The sequence below is a fragment of the Paraburkholderia sp. GAS199 genome, from assembly GCF_050436585.1.
Classification (GTDB): Bacteria; Pseudomonadota; Gammaproteobacteria; order Burkholderiales; family Burkholderiaceae; genus Paraburkholderia.
This window is the reverse complement of sequence record NZ_JBNDMM010000003.1, coordinates 400,558-421,334: the sequence shown is the minus strand read 5'-3', so window position 1 is coordinate 421,334 and position 20,777 is coordinate 400,558. Positions and strand designations below refer to the sequence as shown.

Below are 20,777 nucleotides of genomic sequence, written 5' to 3'. Positions count from 1 at the left end.
ATGCGTAAATTGCCGCTCAGGGTTTACCTCAGACCCGCTTGTCCGCCTTGCTGGCAGGCGCCTCCCGTTAGAATGCAGCCATGAAAAAAAGCCCGAAGACCACGCCCGACACGTTCGCCGATTCCGCCCTCGCCGCCACGCCGGAGCGCGAACGGCGGCAGCGCGTGCAATCCGCCACCACGGCGGTCGTGCTGCTCAAAGGGCTCGCCGCACTTGGCGGGCGGGCCTCGCTCACCGCGCTCGCCTCGTACGTGAACGAGAGCCCGGCGAAGGTGCACCGCTACATGGTCAGCCTGATGGAAGAGTCGCTGGTGGCGCAGCAACCGCTCACGCAGATGTACGTGCTCGGTCCCGAATGCCTCGCCATCGGACTCGCGGCCATGCGCATCGTCGATCCGATCCGCGAGGCCGAGCCTTCGCTCGTGCTGCTGCGCGAAACGCTGGAGGTCACGTGCTTCGTCGCGGTAATGGGCAATCGCGGTCCCACGATCGTGCGTTTCGAAGAACCAGGCTTACCGGTCACGGTGAATGTGCGCGTGGGTTCGGTGATGTCCGTGCTGTGGTCCGCCACCGGCCGCGTCTTTCTCGGCCTGCTGGACGAATCGCGCATCCGCGCCATGGCGGAACACGAACTGCAGCATGCGCCCGCCGACCTGCGCGATCAACTCGACCACGACGATCCCATCGGCGCGCTGAAAAGCGAGGTGCAGTCCACGCGCTGCGCGGCGGTGAAAGACACCAACCTGAAGGGCATTAGCGCGGTCTCCGCCCCGCTCTTCGACTTCAATGGCCGCCTGTGCGGCACGCTGACCGCGCTCGGCGCAACCGGCGGCTTCGACTCTTCGCTCGACGCGCCCATCGCTGCCGCCGTGCGGCGCGAAGCACAAGTCATCAGCGCGCGACTCGGCTTCGCCGGGTAAGCGCGGCTGCGCCGACGCGGCGGCGTCTGCCGTCGCCGCGCTTCATCCGGCTTTCGCTAACCTGAGCGATTCCATATCTCACAGCCCGATTCGCCGGAAACGGGAATAAGAAGTCCACTCCCTCGGTTAACACTTGCAGAGCGCGCTGATGACGAGATGCATCGGCTTCGGAACGCCGCGCTCGCACTCGAGGAGTATCGACATGAAACCGACCCTGTTGAACCGGCTCGCGGCCCGCGCCATATCGGCCGCACTCGCGGCGGGCGCCGCGCTTTTCGTCATTTCGACCGGCGCGCACGCGCAGGCATCGTCCGGTCCCGGCGCGCATCCACTCACGCGCGCCGAGGTCAGGCACGAACTCGAGGAGCTGGAAGCCGCCGGCTACAACCCGTCGCAAGGCGACGACAGCAGCTATCCCGTCGACATTCAGGAAGCCGAACAAAAAGTCGCGGCGATGCATGCGGGCCAAGCCCATGCGTCCAATGAAAATCAGCCGGCCATGCAGACCATGCCCATGCATTGACGGCAACGGTGTGTGTGAACCTGTGGACAGCGGGTTCCCTTTCGAGCGTCGGTTCCATTGGATCGACGCTCTTTTTTTGATCCGCCCTTTCCCGAAGACACATCACGGGCAACAGCGCGGGCAACAGCGGCACGCGGGAATAAGCGCCCGCCATCACGCGTCTTACAGTCACGAAGACACCACTGGAGACACTCAAATGGACATCATCGACATGGCTCGGCAATCCGGTATGGCGGTCGTTCTCGACGCGCGGATCGGTCGCGAGGAATACCACAGCGTGTGCGGCTCGCTGGCGGCGCTGCAGAAATTCGCGGACGCGATTCGCAGCACGACGCGCTGCACGACGGAACAGGATCACATGGAAGAACGCCAGGCCCGCCCTGCGCGTCGTGCCTGACATGATGCGCCGCTTTCAGCTGATCTCCGGCGTGGTGCTGCTGGTCTATCTGTTCCTGCATCTGGTCAATCACACACTCGGGATCTGGTCGCTGGATCTCGCCGGACATGGTCTCGTGCTCGCCATCAAGGTGTGGCGCAGCGTCCCCGGCACGGTGTTGCTCTACGGCGGCTCCGCCGTGCATTTCGTGCTGGCGCTGCGCACGATCTACACCCGCCGCTACTGGAAGCTGCCGCTTGCCGAATGGATTCGCCTGTGGGCCGGGCTGAGTCTGCCGCTGCTGCTGATCCGGCATGCGGTGTCCACGCGGCTGGCGGCTTCGCTTTACGGTTTCGAGCCGGATTACGAGCGCATCGTGATCGCGCTCATCACCAGCGGCACCCAGGGCTTGCAACTGGCCCTGCTCGCGCCGGGCTGGCTGCACGGCTGCATGGGACTCTGGCTGCGCATCCGGCACTATGCGTGGGCGCAACGCGCGAAACCATGGCTGCTCGGCGTACTCGTTCTGATGCCCGTGCTGTCCGCCGTGGGTTTCGTGCGAATGAGGCAGGCCGTGCTCGGGCTCAACGCAGGCGCGCTGCATCCCGACGCCAGCCTGATCGTGCATCAGGCGGCGCTCGAAACATGGCGTCACAACATGGTGGTGGCCTATCTGTCACTGCTGATCAGCGCGTTTCTCGCCGGGCAGTTGCGCAACTGGCTGGAGCGCAGAAGGCAGCGGCGCGCGCCGATGCGGATCGGCGTGCGCAGTCTTTAGAGCGACGCGCCGCCGCACACCACGATCTGTTGCCCCGTGATCGAGCCGGCGTCCGGTCCGAGCAGAAATGCGGTGAGACCCGCCACTTCCGAGGCTTCGATGAAGCGGCCGATCGGCGGCATTCGGGGCGGAGTGCCCGCCCGCGCCGGATTGCGTAGAAAAGGAGTATCGGTTGCGCCGGGCGCCACGACGTTGACCGTGATGCCGCGGGGCGCGAGTTCGGCGGCCCACGAACGCGCCATGCCGACCAGCGCGGCTTTGGTCGCCGCATACTGGCTGCGCGTCGGCGCGCCGTTGGCCGTGCGGCTGCCGATCAGCACGATGCGGCCGCCGGCCGGCATGCGCGGCAGCAGGGCGTCGGCAAGAAACGCGGCAGCGTCGACGTGAATGCGCCACATGGCCGCGCCGTCTTGCGCCGAGAGTTCGCCGAGCGGCGCCGTTTTCATGAAACCGGCCGCATGCACGAACGCGTCGCAGGCACCGAGCGCCGCCGCGACGGTGTCGAGCGCAGCGAAATCGGTCACGTCGACCGGGACGATGGTGAGCCGCTCGACCGTCTCGCTCGCGGGCGTGCGGCACAAGCCGGTCACGCGCCACCCTTCGCTCAACAGCCGCTGAACGATGGCCTGGCCGATGCCCGACGAGGCGCCGGTCACCACGGCATGCTTCGGTTTTGCCGCCATTTCATTCGTCGATGTTGCTTGCACTGCGCTTCCCCTGTTCGTCATGCTTCATGCTGCCGGCAGACGGGGAGCGCCGGCCGCGCTCAACGAACCGCGGCCGTCTCCACCGTCACGTCGCCCCGTTCGTCGAACAAGGCCAGTTCGCGCGGCTCGGCCGCGTCGTCGGTGATCAGCGTCCACTCGCGTTCGAGCGGCGTCCAGTGCTGCTGACTCGCACGCCCGAGTTTGTCGGCCGTGACCAGCACGAACACGCTCGCCGCCTGGCGGATCACGCATTCCTTCAGATAGGCCTGCTCCGCCGTCGCTTCGCACAGGCCGCGCGCCGCCGTGACACCGTCGGCGCCGAGAAAGGCCTTGTCGAAGGTGAGACGGCTCAACGCCAGTTGTGCGAGCGGCCCGAGCGTACTCATGCTGGTCGAACGGATGTCGCCGCCCACCAGCGTGACCCGCACCTTGCTCGACGCCAGCGCGCCGACCACCAGCAGGTTGTTGGTCACCACATGCACCGAGCGCTGCCCGATCAGCTGACGCGCGAGCGCCGCCGTGGTGGTGCCGCCGTCGAGAAACAGCGTGTCGTCTTCCTGCACGTGCGCGAGCGCGGCACGCGCGATGGCGTCTTTCTGCTCGCGGAAGCTCTCGCTGCGCTCGTCGAGCGAGGCCTCGGGTTCGTGCGCGCTGACCGCCGCCGCACCGCCATAGGTGCGCAGAATCTGGCGGTCTTCCGCGAGCGCCCGCAGATCGCGCCGTACGGTCGCCTCGGACATGCCGAAGTGCTCGCACAGCGTCCCGACATCTGTCATCCCGCCCAGCACAGCGTGAAGCATCGCCTCGCGGCGTTTCGCAACTTTCATGATCTTGGATCGGAGGAACCGGTTTAGCGACAGCGCGCGACGGGCACGCCGAAAAGTGCGCCTAGTGTAGCGAATTTCCAACGCGCGCCGCGATCGCCGGCGAGCCGCTCCGATCCTGCTTCATCTTGCCGATGCGCCGACGCCTCAGCCACGCACCCACGTTTCGTCGACGCGAACGTATTTGATGCGCTGACGGAAGTACGTGAACGCGATATGCAACGCACCGTCGGCCGACTGCACGATCGACGGATACGAGTACTCGCGGTTGCGCTGCTCCGACGAGTTGTTCGTCATGCAGTAGCCGTCGCCGATCTCGATTGCGCGCCGCCGTGTCCAGCTCTGGCCGCCGTCCTCGGAAATGGCCAGCGACATCGGCGAGCGCGGCACGCCCCACACCGCCGTGCCGTGCGCGGACGCGCTCTGGTCGCGCAGCGCGCCGCTGTCTTCCGAGTCTTCGATATCGTCGTAGAGCGACGCGCGGCGCTCGGTGCTGTGCGAGGCATCGCTCTCGTTGAATACCAGCGCGAGGTGGCCGTTTTTCAGCGGCACGAACTGGATCGACGAATTGTTGTTCGGCAGACCGGTCGGCTTCGGCGCAGTCCACGTGCGGCCGTCTTTCGAACGGCTCGCGTAGATGAAATCGGCCCAGCGGCTGCGATACAGCGCAAGCAGCGATCCGTCGGCCAGCACCTGCACGTTCATATGAACGCAACCCACGCTCTCCGGCACTTCGTGCTCGCGCCAGGAGCGGCCCGCGTCCTGCGAAATCATCACGGCGCTGATGTCGTTGTTGCCCACCCAGCGCTCGCCGGGTTCGGTGCGGCACAGGAACACCGGACACAGCCACGCGCCGTCCGGCAACACGACGATGGGCTGACGCACGAAGGTGCCCGGCCGGTCGAACAGCGTTTCGATCGGCCCCCAGCTGAGGCCGCCGTCGGTCGACACGCGCCGCCGCACGATCGCCGTATTCTGATGTCCGGACAACTGCGCGGTGTAGGTCAGCCACAACTGACCGTCGGGCGCGCTGAACAGCACGGGGTTCTGCTCCGAGCGCGTCGGATCTTCGGAGAGCTTCTGCGGCTCGCTCCAGACATCGCTGCCCGCACGCAAACGCGACAGGTAGACCGACACGTCGGGAATGCCTTCCTGGGTGCCGCCAAACCACACGCACAGCAGATCGCCGTTCGGCAACGCATGCAGATTGGCCGCGTGATTCTGCACGCACGGCGAAGGCAGCCAGGCGTCGCGGCGCTGCGCGTCGGCGTAAGGCGCGCGCACGCGGCCGTCCCAAATGGCCCGATCGGGCGCTTCTGCGAGGATGGAAGTCATCCGGTGTTCTCCTGATTACGACGATTCAATGTGATTCGCGGTGCGTGAGACGCTCGCCGTTCGCGCCGACGGGTTTCGAGCCCGACGGAAACAGCAGCTTTTCCAGCACGATGACAACCGCCGGCGTGATCAACGAGACGTACATGTTGTCGATTCCGAGCGGGTTGCCGAGCAGATACCAGGCCGTGGTGGACAGCGTGGCGACGATCAGCGCGGCCATCGCGCCGCGGCTGCTGTTGAAGAACGGCAGATAGATGCCGATCAGCGCCACCACCGAGACCGTCAGACGCAAGGCCCGCGTGAAGAACGACAACGCGAGAATCTGCGGCACGAACAGCACGAACACGAGCGGCACGAGGCCGACCACCAGCGAGATCCAGCGCGTCATGCGCAGTTCCACGTCAGGCGTGGGACGATAGCGCGGCACGTAGAAGTCTTTGACGATCAGCGAAGCGATCGCGAGCGCCACCGTACACACGCTCACGAAAATCGACGCGACCAGCGACGTGGTCACCACGCCGGCCAGCAACGGGTTCATGTGCTGCAGGAAAACCGGCAGCGCGTACAGGCTCTTGATGCCCGGAAAGAGGTACTTCGCCGCGACGCCGAGAAAGCCGAGCGCGATCGAAATCGGCACGCACAGCAAGGCTGCAAGCAACGACGCACTGCGCGCGGCGCTCGCCGAACGTGTCGAAGAAATGGCCTGGATGATGAACTGTGTGGAAAAGATCGCCCCTGCCGTGCCGATGATCCATGCGCCGATCGTGCCGTTGCTGAGCGAGCCGTTCCAGGTGAAGTAATGCTCGGGCATGCTCGCCATCATCGGCTTGACGCCGCCGGTCATGCGCCATGCCACCACCACCAGAATCGCAATGCCGATCAGCTTGACCGCGCTATGCACGATGGTCAGATAGGCCACGCTCTTCAGGCCGCCCCACGCAAAGTAGATCGTGCTGACGATCGCCGTGATGACCGCCGCGGTCGGCAGATTGATGCGCATCACGGTCGAGATCGCCGCCGCGCCGCTCACGTAGTTGCCCACGTTCACGAGAAAGAGCGCGTAGATCATGATGGCCGACACCACGAGCTTGGCACGCTTGCCGTACTTCATGGCAATGAAGCCGGAAATCGTGAATTCGCCCGAACTGTAGAGCCGTTTGGCCATGAAGAGGCCGAAGAACAGAAAGCCGATCGACGCCGCGATCACCGACCACGACGCCGCGATGCCCGCGCTGAACGCTTCCTGCGAGGTCCCCACGGTCGACTTCGCGCCGATGAACTCCGACATGAGCAGCACCGCCACCACCACGACCGGCATGGAGCGTGACGCCACCATGAACTGCTCGGAGTTGCGGCTGCGCAGCTTCACGCTGAACCAGCTCGTGACGAGAATATAGACCACGACCATGCCGATGATGATCGCAGTGTCCCAGTAGCTGAAAGTTGCCATGGTGTCTCCAATATATTTCTGACGACGCGTCGGCGTCGAAAAAATCCGGCTGCCCGGCGTGTGTCCGCCGTCGTTGCAGCCCGATGTTCAATCCCGTATTCAATCGCGTATCCGATGGCGCGGCGCGTCGTGCATCCGATGCCGCGCCGGGCGCAAGCCTCAGGCTTCCAGTTCGGAGCGCCGCGTGGCCAGTTCGAGTGCCTGCTTCAGCGCTTCGAGCATGCTGCCTTCGTCCGCGATACCCTTGCCGGCGATATCGAACGCGGTGCCGTGATCCACCGACGTGCGGATCACCGGCAAGCCGACCGTCACGTTCACACCGGCTTCGAGTCCCATCACCTTCACCGGACCGTGGCCCTGGTCGTGGTACATCGCCACCACCACGTCGAAATCGCCGCGTCCGGCGCGGAAGAACAGCGTGTCGGCCGGCAGCGGGCCTTCCACGTCCCAGCCGCGCGCCTGCAGAACCTGCACCGCGGGAATGATCTTTTCCTCTTCTTCGCCATAACCGAACAGACCGTTTTCGCCCGCGTGCGGATTGATGCCGCACACGCCGATGCGCGGATTGTCGATGCCCGCGCGCACCAGCGTTTCATGCGCGCGCTCGATGGTCCGTTGCACGAGACCGGGTTCGATCCGGCGGATCGCGTCGAGCAGACCGATATGGGTGGTGACGTGGATCACGCGCAGCTTCGGCGCGACCAGCATCATCGACACTTCGTCGATGCCGGTGAGGTGCGCGAGCATCTCCGTGTGGCCCGGAAAAATGTGGCCGCCCGCGTGCAGCGCTTCCTTGTTCAGCGGCGCCGTGCAGATCGCGTCGAGTTCGCCGGCTGAGGTCAGCGCGACTGTGCGCGCAATGTACTGATACGCCGCGTCGCCCGCGACGGCGGAGAGCTTGCCGTACGGCATGTCGGCGGGGATCAGGCCGAGGTCGATGCAATCCACCACGCCGCATTCGAAGCCCGCGTCGGCGGGACTCGCGATCGAGCGCACCTCGAGCGACACGCCCGCGCGGCGGCCCGCGTCGCGCAGACGCGCTGCGTCGCCGATCACGAGCGGACGGCACTGGTCGTAGACCGACGAGTGAGCCAGCGCCTTCATGACGATTTCCGGGCCGACGCCGGCAGCATCGCCCATGGTGATGCCGATAACTGGACGATAGGTCATTGTGGTCAGTCCTTTGATGATGGCCGCGGGCGGCCGTGCAGTGTGCTGGACGCCGGCGAGTTTTCGCCACGCCAGATCGAGCGTATCGGGATGACCGAAGCCACCCGCCTTGGTCACGACGCCGAGACGGCGTCCCTGATGAACGGCGTGCAACAACGGCACACCGCTTTCGATTTCTTCGACGATGCGCAATTCGCCGATGCCTGCCGCGCACAACAGCGCGCGCGCCGTTTCGCCGCCGGTCGCGATCACGCCGCCCGCAAAAGCGAGCGCGGGCGTGAGCAGCGCGCCGAGACGCTGGCAGAACAGCAGGCCGTCGGCCACGCTGGTGCGATCGGCCTGACTCAGCGAAACGACGACATGCCGGCCTTGCCGCAGCGCGGCGCTCACTTCGCGAGTCAGATCTGTGTGCGCCGTGTCGAGGTTGCGCAGACTCGCGGGATCGACTTCGAACGCGGCGAGCGTATCGCCCGCCGCTTCCTTGAGGCGGCCGAGCTGCGCGTGCGAGACGCTCGACATGCTGCCGATCACGGCGAGCACGGGCTGCTTCGGCGCGGCTTCGGTCGAATTGGCGTTCGAGGCGTCGTCGTTGCCGTCGCATGCCCGAACCGATGCGAGATCCAGCGCCTGCATCAGATCGCCCGCCAGACCGGCCGAGCCGACCCAGAACACACCGGTCAGCGCCGCCGATGCCTGCGCGACGCGGCGCAGGTCGTCAGCGGTTTCGGCGTCGCACACGACAGCCTGTACGTGCGCGTCGCGCATCGCGGCGAGGCGATGGGCCAGCGAAGCCTCGTCCGCGCGAATCTCCTGCAGCGACAAACCCTCGGTGCGCAGATCGTGCCGCGCCAGCATCGACGGCAAATGCGCTTCGCCGCCGATGTCTTCGTTGCGCCACACTTCCGTCTGCTCGACGCGCACGCCCTTGAGCCACTGACGTCCCTCGCGCGTGGTACGGCCCGCTGCCGGAAACGCCGGCGCGACGATCGCCATGCCCGCGAGCGGCACGAGCGCGGCCACCTCGGCGGCGACATTGCCGCGCAATGTCGAATCGATCTTCTTGTACAGCCGCGTGTTTGCGCCGCCGAGTTCGCGCCAGACCTGCGCATTGGCGAGCGCCGCCGCAGCCGCATCGAGGCGGCGCGAATCGGCGTCGATTGCCAGCACGTCGATCGCGGTATCGCCGGATACCGTCGCGGCATGGCGGCGCGCGTCGAGCGTCACCACGCTGCGCAAGCCGAGACGCGCGCCGGTGACGGCGCAGTCCGCCGTGCCCGAGAGGTCGTCGCCGATGATGAGGAGCCGTGGCCCTCGCTGGTCCGCGCGATTCATGGCAGCAGACGGCGGTAGATCGCCTTCATGTCGTCGAGCGACAGCGGCTTCGGATTGTTGCCGAGCAGTCGTTTGACCTTGGCGGCCGCGACCGCGAGCGCGTCGAGATCGCCCTCGCTCACGCCGAACTTGCGCAGATCCTGCGGAATATCGACGGCAGCCGTCCAGCGATCGATGCACGCGATCAGCTTCGCGGCAGCCGTCTCGTCGTTGTCTTCGTGCGAACAGAGCGACAGTGCGCGCGCCACGTCGGCGAGACGGCCGGCGCAGGCGTCCATGTTGAACGCCATGACGTGCGGCAACAGCATGGCGTTGGCCACGCCGTGCGTGATGTTGAACATGCCGCCGAGCGGATAGGCCAGCGCGTGAACCGCGGCCGTGCCGGCCGCCGTCAGCGCGAGACCGCCGTACATCGAGCCGAGCATCATCGCTTCGCGCGCCTTGACGGACTCGCCATGCTCGTACGCTTCGACAATATTCGCGCCGATCAGCCGCATCGACTCCATCGCGAACATGTCGCTGATCGGATTGGCCTTGGTCGAAATATACGATTCGAGCGAATGGACGAATGCGTCCATGCCGGTGGCGGCGGTAATCGCCTTGGGCAAACCGAACGTGAGCGCGGCATCGAGAATGACGAGTTGCGGCAGCAGATGACGGCTCACGATGCCGACCTTCAGCTCTTCGTCCGGCAGCGTGACGATCGCGTTCGGCGTGACTTCGGAGCCGGTGCCCGCGGTGGTCGGCACGAGGACGAGCGGCACGCCGGGCTTCGCGATCAGATCGATGCCGAGCCACTCGCGCAACGGCTGGTCGTTGGTCAGGCGAACCGCAAACAGTTTGGCGGCGTCGAGCACGCTGCCGCCGCCGATCGACAGAATGGCGTGCGGCGCGAACGGCGCGATCTGTTCGCTGAATACGCTTTCGACATTGCCGATGGTCGGCTCGGGTTCGACATCGCGCACGATCAGCACTTCGATGTCCTTGACCGCGAGACTCGCGATCACGCGATCGATCACGCCGAGCGCTTCCATCGCCGGCTGGGTGATGAGCGCGATGCGTTTGACCGGCGTATCGAGCAGCGCGAGTTTGTCGGCCAGCAGGTCGAGGCTGCCCGCTCCGTGCACGATGTGCTTGACGGTCTGAAAGTGATAAGTCGTGGTCATGGCAATGTCTTGATCCGGAAAATAGGTGACGGGCGGCTTCAGCGCGTCTCGCGATACACGGCGAGCGCCTGTTCGAGCCGCGCACGCGCATTGGCGTCGAGCGGCTGGGCGGGAGAGCGCGCCGGACCCGCCGGCATGCCGAGCATCTGCGCGGCGGTTTTCAGCACGACCGGCATGGTGCCGAGCGCGAACGCGTCGCGCAGCGCCCGCAGCGATTCCTGCGCCTTGCGCGCCGCCGCGATGTCGCCGGCCTGAAAGTGTTTCCAGATCGACGTGACCACGTCGGGGACCGCATTGGTGGTGGCCGCCACGGCACCGTCGCCGCCCGCGATCAGCGTCCAGAGAATCATGGAGTCGGTGCCGGTGAAAACGGCGAAGTCGTCGCGGCGCAGATTGATGAGTTGCAGCAGACGGTCGAAGTCGCCGCCGCTGTCCTTGATGCCGCGAATGTTCGGGATTTCCGCGAGACGCCGCACAGTGTCCACGTTCAGCGTGATGCCGGCTTTCGCGGGAATCGTGTAGAGCATCACCGGCAAGGTGGTGGCGCGCGCAATGCGCTCGTAATGCGTGAACAGTTCCGCCTGGGTCGCGCCGTTGAAGTACGGCGTAATCACCGACACGGCATCGACGCCCACGTCGAGCATCTTGCTGTTCAGATCGATTACGTCGCGCGTCGCGTAAGCACCGGTTCCGGCGATCACGGGCACGCGCGAACCGGCCTGGTCCACGGCGATCTTCGCGATGCGCAGCTTCTCCGCTTCGTTCAGCGCGATGAACTCGCCGTTGGTGCCGAGCACGAACAGCGCATGCACGCCGGATTCGATCAGGCGCTCGATCAGCGTGCGCAAACCGGCTTCGTCCACGTCTTCGGTGGCCGTCATCGGCGTAATGAGTGCGGGAACGATCCCTTTGAACAAGACTGTCATGCTCGACTCCACTTCGTTGACGGAAGGCCGAATCGCCTTCCTGTCAGATCAAATTGCCTGAAAAAACTGCCGCGAGGCGCTCGAATCTGCAACTCGCGCCTTTAGAACTTGTGACGCAAACCCAGTGCCGCGACGAACTGATGCGAGGTGCTGGACGCCGTAATCGGCCACAGCGCGGCGGTTGCCGCATGACCCGTCGAATCGATGCCGCTCGCGGCCTGCCAGCCCGCGCTCAGATAAACGTCGGTGCGCTTGGACAGCAGGTAGTCCGCGCCCGCGTTCACCTGGTTGTAATGCGCGTCGCCCGCGCCATGCGTGCGCGTGTAGTTGTAGGCCACGCCGAGCAGCGTCGCGGGTGTCAGCTGGTAGCGGAAATTCGCTTCCACGTTGTCGAAGGTCGCCGTCGCTCCCACGAAACGCGCCACCGGCGCAGACGCCGCGCCCGATCCCAGGTCCTTGAATTTCGAATTCGAATAGATCACGCCGAAGGTCGCCGCGCCCAGCGTGTAAGCACCGCCCACCGACGCAATCTGCAGCGTACGCGCCGACGCGTAGCCCGAATAGATCGGCGTGTTGTTCGGCGAAATCGCCGCCGCGCCGGCCGTGCCGTCGAACAGGCCCGTATTCGGCGAGTTGGCGTTCACGTACGACGCCGCGACCACGAACGGACCACGCGCGTAGGTGGCGCCGAGGCCCCACACCCGATTGTTGGCAAAATCGCCGGCCGTGCCGCCAAAGCTGAACAAGCCGCTGAAGCGGAAGCCCGCGTAGTCGTTACTGGTGAACTTCACGCTGTTGCTGACCCGCTCGTTCACGTAAAGATTGTCGGTGTTGCCGGGGTGCGCGCCCAGACCGCCCGCCCACTGATTGGCCGCGGTCAGCGGACCCACGAAGTCGGCCGACGTGTCGTTCTGCCGGCCGGCCGTCAGCTTGCCGAAGCCGCCGCTCAGACCGACGTAGGCCGCGCGTCCAAACTCGCGGCCGTTCTGGCCGAGCGTGCCCGCCGTGCTGCTGAAGCCGTTTTCGAGAACGAACAGCGTGCTCAGCCCGCCGCCCAGGTCTTCCTGACCGCGCAAACCCCAGCGGCTGCCCGACAGGGTGCCGCTCGACATCTGGATGTTCGCGTGACCTTTCTGGCTATTCGAATAGACGAGCGCGGTGTCGATCAGGCCGTACAGCGTGACGTTGCTTTGCGCATGAGCGACGGTCGAGGTGGTCGTGGCGGCGCCAAGGACGCCCAAAGTGGCCAGGACCTGAAAGGAACGCTTGTTCAATGCTGTCTCCGAAATTTTTTTGTTGAGGACACGTCGTGACGCTTCCGGCCACGTTGAGACGGCGCCTTATCCAGAATGACTGATTCGCTCAGGATTAACGACCGTTTCGATCAATATAATGATCGGACCGCTCGCTTGCAAGCATTTTTTTCGATTCAATCATTTTGATGACTGAATCAGTCAATCCGTTAAATAAGCGGGTGATAAGGCTTAATTTCCCTTCGGCAAGAACCGCGGCTAGCCGTCATACTTCTTCCCTTCTTGCGATGGACGGTTCCGACCATGCGCCAGGAGACTTCCGCAAATGTCTCCCGACGCATGACCGTTCATCCCGCCGTACAGGCGGTTATTTCCTCGTAGCGCTGGCGCTCGTGCCAGTCCTATACGCAGCTCAAGTGGAGTTTTTCTGGAATGAGTCACCCTTCTGTCGTTCCGTTTGCCAACGACAAGGCCGATCCCGGTGCTTTCGTGGGCGGTGCGCCGACGTTTCGCCAACTGGTTCGAATGATCGATCGGGTTGCCCCGACCGATCATCCGTTGCTCATCTTCGGCCCGACCGGTTCGGGCAAGGAACTGGTCGCGCGCCGCGTGCACGCCAACAGCCAACGCCACGATCAGCCGTTCGTCGATGTGAACTGCGGGGCGATTCCCGAGAATCTGGTCGAAGCCGAACTGTTCGGCCACGTGAAGGGCGCCTTCACCGGCGCGGGCGAAAACCGTCAGGGTCTGTTCCAGCAGGTCGGCAAAGGTACGTTGCTGCTCGATGAAATCGGCGAACTGCCGCTCGCCTTGCAACCGAAACTGCTGCGCGTGCTCGAAACGCGCACGTTCCGTCCGATCGGCGCGTCGACGAGTCTGCGTTTCGAAGGCCGCGTGGTGGCCGCGACTCACCGCGACCTGCGCGAACTCGCCCGCGAAGGGCTGTTCCGTGAAGACCTGTTCTACCGGCTGGCGGTTTTCGTGCTCGCGGTGCCCGGACTCGAACAGCGTGTCGAAGATATTCCCGCGCTGGTCGCGCATTTCGCCGCGCAGCACACGCGCCGCCTGGAGTTCTCGCCGGCCGCCATCCGCCGTCTGAGTCAGCACGCCTGGCCGGGCCACATCCGGCAGTTGCGCAATCTCATCAGCCAGTTGAGCGTGCTGGCCGAGAACACGCAGATCGACGTCGATTCGCTCGAACCGTTTCTCGCCAACGAAACCGGCGGCCCGGTTTCACGCGCGACGCTCGCCGACATGCTGTTGCAACTCGAAGGACGCGACAAGCTCGCGGCCGCCGAGGACCTGCTGATCGATCGCGCGCTCGAACGCACCGGACGCAACAAGAGCGCGGCGGCCACCCTGCTGGGCGTCGGCCGCAAGACGATCGAGCGGCGTCTCAAGTCGCGCGAGGAACATCACCGTGAAGCGCGCAAGTCTCTCGAACAGGCCAGCGCGCTCGCCGAAGAATCGAAATTCGCCGAAGCGATTCCGCTGCTGCGCCGCTGTCTCGATCTGCTGCAAACGCCGCACGAACCCGAGGCCGCGCGCCGCCTGCAGTTCGACGCTTACCGGCTGCTCGGCATGAGTCTGCGCAGCGTGCACGGCTGGTTGTATGCGGAGGCCACCGCCTGCTACGCCGCCGCGCTGGCCATCGGCGAAGGCGTCTGCACGCCCGCCGAAATCGCCGCGATCCAGTTCGGCATCTGGACCACCCAGCTCACCACCCTGCAGTTGAAGCAGGCTCGCGCCACCGCACAGAACATGCTGGAACGCGCGCAGAACGGCGGCGACCGCGTCTCGCTCGACGAAGCGCACGTGGCGATGACCAACACGCTGTTCTGGCTCGGCGACAGCGAGGAAGCGCTCGCCTGTCTGTCGCGCGGCAATCTGCTCGGCGTGGGCCAGGGCGACACGCGCACCGGCTCGCAAGGCATCGACCTGGCCAGTCTCGCGCTCACGTTCGAAGGACTCGCGGCCTATCAGATCGGTGCGTTCGGACAGGCCCGGCGCGCCATGGAAATGCTGATCCTGCGCGCCTCGGAACCGGGCGCGCACGCGTTCGCGCATGCCGTGAACCTGCAAGGCGCGTCCTGGCTCGCCTGCCTGTTCGAAGACACCGAGCGCCTCGGCCACCTCGCGAGCGAACTCGAAACGGTATCGATCGCCAACGGCTTCGCGTTCTATCGAGGCGTCGGCCAGATTCTGCGCGCCTGTCACCTCAGCGCGCTCGGCCGCTCCGACGAAGCCGAGACTGTCATGCTCGACGGCTTCGAAAATCACGTGGTCTGCAACGGCGGCGCCCTGTTCTATTCGTTCATGGCGTGGCAGCACGGCGAACTGCTGCTGCGCGCCGGCCGGGCAAAAACCTGCGAAGCCATGCTCGCGCGTGCAATCGACGAAACGCTCGCGCGCCAGGAACGCGTCTATCTGGGCGAGTTGCTGGTGACGCGGGCGCGCGCGCAATGGGCGCTCGGCGACGTGAATGCGGCTGAACTCGGCTTGCGCACGGCGCTCTCCACGGCGCTCGCGTTCGGCTCGGTGCCGGCGCGCGTCGACGCGGCACGCTATCTCGCCGACCTGCTGCGCGCCACGGACCGCAGCGCCGAAGCCATCGATATCATCGAACGCGGCTTGCGCTCGATGCAAACCGATCCCACCACCCGCGTCAATCACGCCGTGGGTTTGCTAGCCGAACTCCGGCAGGACGCTTCTTTCAATCTGGACAGTAAAGGAATCGCAAATGGCCTATGAGTTACGCCGGGAAGATCTGGAACCGCTGCTATTGGGAGCGGCGTTCTTCGGTAGCGGCGGCGGCGGCACGATCGAATCGGCGCGGCATCTGGCGGCGCATTTCGTCACCGGTGACTATTATCCGAGCGACACCGTGAAGGTCGTCACGGTCGAAGAAGCCACCGAAGGCGCGGCCGTCATGGTCGCCTACCTCGGCGCGCCCGAAGCGATCAATTCGGCGATCTATCCGCTCGGTCCGGTGACAGCCGTGCAGAACGTGCAGAACCGGCTTGCCTCGCAGTCCACCCGGCTCGCCTATGTGATGCCGCCGGAAAGCGGCGCGCTCGGCTTCACCGTGGCGGCCCTGGTGGCGGCCAAACTCGGCCTCGCGGTGATCGACGCCGACGGCGCCGGCCGCGCTGTGCCTTCGCTGCCGATGCTCACCTTCGCGGCCGCCGAGATCGACCCGCGCCCGGCGTTTCTCGTGAGCCAAGGCGGCCTGTGCGTCGAACTCGACGTCACGCCGCGCGACACCAGCCGCGGCGCGCCGACTCACCAGCGCGACGTATCGGCGATCGTCGAACAGATGATGCGGCCGGTCGTGGCCGATCCGGAGTTCGGGCAGTTCGGCGGCCTCGCGATGTGGGTCATGAAGCCGGCCGATATCGGCCGCGCCACGCCGATTCGCGGCACCCTCACCCGCGCGCTCGAACTCGGGCGTGCCGTGCAGGCCGGCCGGATCGACAGCGCCGCGCAGATGATCCAGTACCTGTCGGAGCAATGCGGCCTCGCCGCGCACGCAATCTCGGAACCGGGCGAACTGGTGTCGGCGCAAGTCGATACCAGCGGCGGCTTCGACGTGGGCAAGGTGCGCATTCAGGCCGGCCAGCGCACGTACACGGTGCTGTACGAGAACGAATCCCTGCTCGCGTGGGACAGCGAGCGTGCGCAGCCGATCCTGCTGGCGCCCGATAGCGTGGCGTATTACGTCGGCGGCGAAGGTCAGTCGATCTTCAGCAATGGCGACCTCGTGCAAGCCGACGGCTCGCTGAATCCGGCCATCGGCAAGCGTCCCGTGACGCTGATCGCATGGCGCGCCGAAGCGCCGCTGCGCCAGCCCGGCCTGATTCTCGACAGCTTCATGCAGGACTTGAACACGCTGGGTTATCTCGGGCCGTACGTGCCGCTGGAAACCTTGCGTTCGTCCGGCTCGTCGGACAAAGGAGCGGCTTCGTGAGCGCGCCTTTGAAATCTCCGCTGCGCATCTGCGTGCTGGTGCCGGTCAACACCTCGCAATACAACGACCGCATTCTGCAGGCCATCGCGCCGGTTTTGCCGTCCGACGTGCAGATCGAGGTTCGCAACATCACGCAAGGTCATCCGGACATCGAGAACCGCACCAACTGGCTGCAGAACGGCATGCCGGTGGTCGAACTCGCGCAGGCCATCGCCAACGACGGCTTCGACGGCATCTGGCTGACCGACTTCGACATGTGCGGCGTGGAAGCGGCGCGCGAAGTGATCGACATTCCGATCATCGGCGGCTTTCCGGCAGCGGCATTCACGGCGCTTGCGCTGAGCCAGCGTTTCTCGATCATCACGATCCTGCAAAGCACGCTCGCCATGCAACGCGGTCATCCGCAGACGTACGGCATCCAGGACACGTTCGCGTCGATCCGGGCGATCGACTGCCCGGTCGCGCAGCTCGAAAACGTGGACGTGGTGGTGATGCGTACCTTCGAAGCCGCCATGAAGGCGATCCAGGAAGACGGCGCGCAGGCCATCCTGCTTGGCTGCACGGGTTTCGTGGACGTCGCGAGCCGCGTCAGCGCGCTGCTCACCGAGACGCTGGGCAGCTATGTGCCGGTGATCGATCCGAATCAGGCCGGCTTCAGCTTCCTCGTCTCGCTGGTGCGCATGCAGGTCCGTCCTAGCCGGCTGACGTACAGCAAGGTCAGCCTTCAGTCGTAACCGCTCCGTTTTGTCCAGATCAGTCCGCCGCGGCACGCCATGCCGCGGCGGACTTTTTTTCGTCTCGCGAAAGTGGACTAAAACGCCCGCCCGGCTTGGCGCCGAGCGCGCCTGGACGAAAACGTCCAATCCTATCCCAAAACCTGGACGCGTTTGACCAGCGCGGAGCGGCTCGTCGAGCGGCCATGACGCCCATACGTCCTTTGAAAGCTTGGCACGCTCATTGCTTTAATAAGACGAAACAACTCACTGCTGCGGCGGTTCTTGCCGCGGGAAATAAAGCAAGACAAGTTAAAGCGCGTTCCGGTGTCGGATCCGGAGCGCGCGAAGCATTTGACCGACAAGCCGGGGAACCTGAGAGACCAAAAACAGATCGCGCGAGGCACTTGATCGCGATCGTTCGCAACACTCATGCCGGGCGACGTTCAGGCTGCATCAGACAGCCGGCGTCGCCGACCGAAGTCATCGCCATGCGGTGCGAGTCTTCGGTGACGCATGCGAACGATCGACGAACGAAGGCCGACGCGCCGATCGAAGCCGACGAGATTGAGTCGCCGGAGACAGACCGAGAGGGGCTGTGCTGTTGCTGTAGAGATGGCTGTCGCATGTCGACGCGTGGCGACCGAAGATTTCCTCAGAGAGGTCCGTCGCACTACGTTATGCCGAAAGAGCGGAATCTGTCCGGCTATGTACCGGAGAGCCGCTGCGGGGCTCGGCCGTCGTTGCTGTTCCTGAATCAAAGAGAGGGAGCTGCAGCGGCGGTTCGTCCGTTTTTTCCCGCCTTTTGCACTGCTTCGTCCGGTTAGCGCCGGACGAAACGTTGCGTAAAACTCGAAATTAGTTAGGAACCCTACGCTGTGTCAGATTGTCATCGACATCGCGAGCGAACCGCCATGGCCATCTACGGGGATTCACATTCATGCATCACCACATTCTCGAAAGCGAACTGACTCATCTCGAACGCGTGATTGCCGGCGCGCCGCAGGAGCCCTTCTCGTTGGCCTATTGGCGCGATCGTGTCGAGCATCTCAAGACTTCCCCGCAGGCGCCGTTGTACCGCAATCGCATTGCACGCCTCGTGCAGATGGTTGCCGAACTCGACGCAGCGTAAAGCGGCGTAAAGCGTTAGTCGTTGCCGTGAACCGGCGGTTCAGGCGGGTTCGGATGGCAGGCGAACACCAGATCGTAGATTTCGAACTGATCGGGCTGGATATGACCCAGGTCGCTCGCACGGGCGATCGCGCGGTCGAGCGAACCGGCATCGAGCGCTTCCATTAGCAGCAGACCCGCGAAGGCGCCTTCCGAACTACGCCGCATGGATTTCTCCTGCGTAGCGATCGACGTTGCGTCGTCTTCGACCGACATGATCTGCGTGTTCGCCACCCAATCGATTCTCGCCAGCGCGCTCACCAGAGTTCGCCCTGCTTCGCCGCTCAGGCGTTCGGGCAATGCCTCTTCGAAACGCGCGATCGCCACATGGCTGCCGTGTCCCGCAGGATCGCCGCCCTGCGCGACGATCGTGCCGCCGCCGCGACGAAACCGTTCGAGGCTTGGCATGATCCGCTGAGTCCAGGGCGTCGGATCGTTCAAACGCGCCAGATAGCCGGGGCTCGACATCACGCCGGCATGGTCGAGTTCGTACAGCATCATGTATTCGGAAGGCCGGCTGCCGCGGCGCCGGAATACGCGGCCGGATTGAAAACCCGCCACGCGGGTGCGTTCGAAAACATGCTCGCGCGTCAGCCAGTGGAGGTAGTCGATTTCGGATTCGGGCGCGATCGTGCTCCAGATCGCCAGCAAGCCGGGTTCGTGGTTCGTCATCTGCGTTCTCGCTGTGTGTGCTCGTGAAGATATGAAATGGCGCGGCGGGGCGTCGTGATTGTCAAAAGGAAGCCTGGCGCGATACCGGCTCGTGCTCGCCGGCGATTTCAGCGGCCGAATCGAGGCGGTTCATGTCGACGCCGGCGGTTTCGGGTCCGATTGCGATCATGCAGAACGAAAGAATATTGAGCGCGCCGACCAGCGCCACGAGTGCCCACGGCGAGCCGTTGCCAAGATGCAGCAACCACGCGGCGACGACCGGAATCGGGCCGCCCGCGAACAGACTGGCACCGGTGAAGGCAAGCGCCGAACCCGAGTAACGGACATTGGTCGGGAAAGCTTCGGCGAAGGCGACCGGCTGAATGCCGGTCTGGACCTGCGTAAAGCCCATGAAGAGGCCCATGGCAATCGCCATCGGCACAAAACTGCGCGTGGCCAGCACCGGGAAGTAGAACATCATGATGACGAAGGTCGCCGCCGACGCAATCATCAAGGCGCGCTTGCGGCCGATACGGTCGCTCAGCAGACCGCCGCCGATCGAACCGGCGATGGCGCAGGCATTGGCAATCATCAGCAAGGTGAAGCCGGTTTGCTTGGGTACGCCGAGCGTGTTGGTCAGATAGCTCAGCGTGAACACGACGGCGAGATAGAAGAGCGCGGTCGGTCCGCAAAAGAACAGCATCATGCGCAGGATCGTCTTGTAGTGCAGACGGAATGCGTCACGCAGAGGGCTGCCCACTTTGGCAACAGCAGATTGCTGCATCTTCACGAAGGCGGGCGTTTCGGCCACCCGCAGCCGGATATAAATGCCCACGAGGACGAGGATGAAACTCAGCACGAACGGAATGCGCCAGCCGTAGCTCGTGAAGGCGTCCGCAGTCATGGAGAAGGACAGCAGCAATAGCACGGCGTTGGCGAGAATCTGACTGAGCGGCGCGCACATGCCGATCAGTCCGGAATACTTGCCGCGCCGGTCAGCGGGCGCGTGTTCGAGCGCCATGAGTTGACCGCCGGTGGATTCGCCGCCGAGCGCGAAGCCCTGGATGATGCGCAGAAGCACGAGCAGCAAAGGCGCGTAGACGCCGATCTGCGCGTAGGTGGGCAACAGTCCCATCAGCACCGACGTCAGTCCCATGACCGACACCGTGCCGAGCATCAGATTGCGGCGGCCGATCTTGTCGCCGAAATAGCCGCAGATGATTGCACCGAGCGGACGCGCCGCCAGCCCGACGCTGAACGTGGCGAGCGAGGCCAGCGTGGCCGAATTCGAGTCCATCGCCGGGAAAAACAGTTTCGGCAGCACGGTGGCGGCAACCGACCCATAGAGTGTGAAGTCGAACCATTCGAGCGCCGTGCCGAGCGTGGCGGCGCTCACTGCCCGATTGGCCATGGAATGCGATGCGCCTTCTTCCGTGACGTGATTCATGTGTGTCTCCTGCTGTTTTAAGTTAGTCGATCGTGACGCGTGGCTTTATTATTTGCTTCGTCATACTAA

General features: G+C 64.7%; 18 protein-coding genes. 8 read left to right on the top strand and 10 right to left on the bottom strand.

Features of this window, described 5'->3' with window-relative positions:
• Positions 1 to 80: 80 nt before the first annotated feature.
• The 4 genes from P3T18_RS13590 (at position 81) to P3T18_RS13575 (ending at position 2,597) form a co-directional block, all read left to right on the top strand.
• On the top strand, positions 81 to 920 hold the full coding sequence (locus P3T18_RS13590) for an IclR family transcriptional regulator (RefSeq protein ID WP_429300439.1): 840 nt from the start codon (positions 81 to 83) through the stop codon (positions 918 to 920).
• A gap of 202 nt (positions 921 to 1,122) precedes the next feature.
• Positions 1,123 to 1,443 carry a DUF4148 domain-containing protein gene (locus P3T18_RS13585; protein WP_429300438.1) on the top strand — a complete coding sequence of 107 codons (321 nt, stop codon included), beginning with the start codon at positions 1,123 to 1,125 and terminating at the stop codon, positions 1,441 to 1,443.
• Between the two features lie 196 nt (positions 1,444 to 1,639).
• The gene (locus tag P3T18_RS13580; RefSeq protein WP_429300437.1) at positions 1,640 to 1,840 is read left to right on the top strand and encodes a hypothetical protein; all 201 of its coding nucleotides are present in this window, start codon (positions 1,640 to 1,642) and stop codon (positions 1,838 to 1,840) included.
• Positions 1,841 to 1,844: 4 nt separating this feature from the next.
• Entirely contained in the window at positions 1,845 to 2,597 is a 753-nt protein-coding gene (locus tag P3T18_RS13575; protein ID WP_429301092.1) for a hypothetical protein, read from the top strand.
• On the opposite strand, the gene P3T18_RS13570 is transcribed toward P3T18_RS13575, so the two are convergent.
• The 8 genes from P3T18_RS13570 to P3T18_RS13535 form a co-directional block, all read right to left on the bottom strand.
• The gene (locus P3T18_RS13570; RefSeq protein WP_429300436.1) at positions 2,594 to 3,280 is read right to left on the bottom strand and encodes an SDR family NAD(P)-dependent oxidoreductase; all 687 of its coding nucleotides are present in this window, start codon (positions 3,278 to 3,280) and stop codon (positions 2,594 to 2,596) included. The two genes, P3T18_RS13575 and P3T18_RS13570, sit on opposite strands and share 4 nt — an antisense overlap.
• A gap of 83 nt (positions 3,281 to 3,363) precedes the next feature.
• Positions 3,364 to 4,131: a DeoR/GlpR family DNA-binding transcription regulator gene (locus P3T18_RS13565; RefSeq protein WP_429300435.1), complete on the bottom strand. Its 768-nt coding sequence runs from the start codon at positions 4,129 to 4,131 to the stop codon at positions 3,364 to 3,366.
• A 144-nt stretch (positions 4,132 to 4,275) separates the two neighbouring features.
• Positions 4,276 to 5,463 (bottom strand): sialidase family protein, encoded by a 1,188-nt coding sequence (locus P3T18_RS13560; protein WP_429300434.1) that lies wholly within the window; start codon positions 5,461 to 5,463, stop codon positions 4,276 to 4,278.
• A 25-nt stretch (positions 5,464 to 5,488) separates the two neighbouring features.
• A complete protein-coding gene (locus P3T18_RS13555; RefSeq protein WP_429300433.1) occupies positions 5,489 to 6,913 on the bottom strand; it encodes a sodium:solute symporter family protein in 1,425 nt (474 codons plus the stop codon).
• A gap of 159 nt (positions 6,914 to 7,072) precedes the next feature.
• Positions 7,073 to 9,415 (bottom strand): 4-hydroxythreonine-4-phosphate dehydrogenase PdxA, encoded by a 2,343-nt coding sequence (gene pdxA / locus P3T18_RS13550; RefSeq protein WP_429300432.1) that lies wholly within the window; start codon positions 9,413 to 9,415, stop codon positions 7,073 to 7,075.
• Positions 9,412 to 10,581: an iron-containing alcohol dehydrogenase gene (locus tag P3T18_RS13545; RefSeq protein ID WP_429300431.1), complete on the bottom strand. Its 1,170-nt coding sequence runs from the start codon at positions 10,579 to 10,581 to the stop codon at positions 9,412 to 9,414. The genes pdxA and P3T18_RS13545 overlap by 4 nt, the downstream gene beginning before the upstream one ends.
• A 38-nt stretch (positions 10,582 to 10,619) precedes the next feature.
• Positions 10,620 to 11,507, bottom strand: coding sequence for a 4-hydroxy-tetrahydrodipicolinate synthase (gene dapA, locus P3T18_RS13540; RefSeq protein WP_429300430.1), 888 nt, complete (start codon positions 11,505 to 11,507; stop codon positions 10,620 to 10,622).
• Positions 11,508 to 11,608: 101 nt separating this feature from the next.
• Entirely contained in the window at positions 11,609 to 12,781 is a 1,173-nt protein-coding gene (locus tag P3T18_RS13535) for a porin (RefSeq protein ID WP_429300429.1), read from the bottom strand.
• 411 nt (positions 12,782 to 13,192) lie between these two features.
• On the opposite strand from P3T18_RS13535, the gene P3T18_RS13530 reads away from it, so the two are divergent.
• The 4 genes from P3T18_RS13530 to P3T18_RS13515 all read left to right on the top strand — a co-directional run bounded on the left by P3T18_RS13530 (position 13,193) and on the right by P3T18_RS13515 (position 18,572).
• The gene (locus P3T18_RS13530) at positions 13,193 to 15,511 is read left to right on the top strand and encodes a sigma 54-interacting transcriptional regulator (protein ID WP_429300428.1); all 2,319 of its coding nucleotides are present in this window, start codon (positions 13,193 to 13,195) and stop codon (positions 15,509 to 15,511) included.
• Positions 15,501 to 16,727, top strand: a complete 1,227-nt coding sequence (locus tag P3T18_RS13525; RefSeq protein ID WP_429300427.1) for a DUF917 family protein — start codon at positions 15,501 to 15,503, stop codon at positions 16,725 to 16,727. The genes P3T18_RS13530 and P3T18_RS13525 overlap by 11 nt, the downstream gene beginning before the upstream one ends.
• Before the next feature lie 8 nt (positions 16,728 to 16,735).
• On the top strand, positions 16,736 to 17,461 hold the full coding sequence (locus tag P3T18_RS13520; RefSeq protein WP_429301091.1) for an aspartate/glutamate racemase family protein: 726 nt from the start codon (positions 16,736 to 16,738) through the stop codon (positions 17,459 to 17,461).
• A 919-nt stretch (positions 17,462 to 18,380) separates the two neighbouring features.
• Positions 18,381 to 18,572 carry a hypothetical protein gene (locus tag P3T18_RS13515; RefSeq protein WP_429300426.1) on the top strand — a complete coding sequence of 64 codons (192 nt, stop codon included), beginning with the start codon at positions 18,381 to 18,383 and terminating at the stop codon, positions 18,570 to 18,572.
• Between the two features lie 14 nt (positions 18,573 to 18,586).
• On the opposite strand, the gene P3T18_RS13510 is transcribed toward P3T18_RS13515, so the two are convergent.
• Both P3T18_RS13510 and P3T18_RS13505 read right to left on the bottom strand, forming a co-directional pair.
• Positions 18,587 to 19,282 (bottom strand): hypothetical protein, encoded by a 696-nt coding sequence (locus P3T18_RS13510; protein WP_429300425.1) that lies wholly within the window; start codon positions 19,280 to 19,282, stop codon positions 18,587 to 18,589.
• A gap of 61 nt (positions 19,283 to 19,343) precedes the next feature.
• Positions 19,344 to 20,708: an MFS transporter gene (locus tag P3T18_RS13505; RefSeq protein ID WP_429300424.1), complete on the bottom strand. Its 1,365-nt coding sequence runs from the start codon at positions 20,706 to 20,708 to the stop codon at positions 19,344 to 19,346.
• Positions 20,709 to 20,777 lie beyond the last annotated feature (69 nt).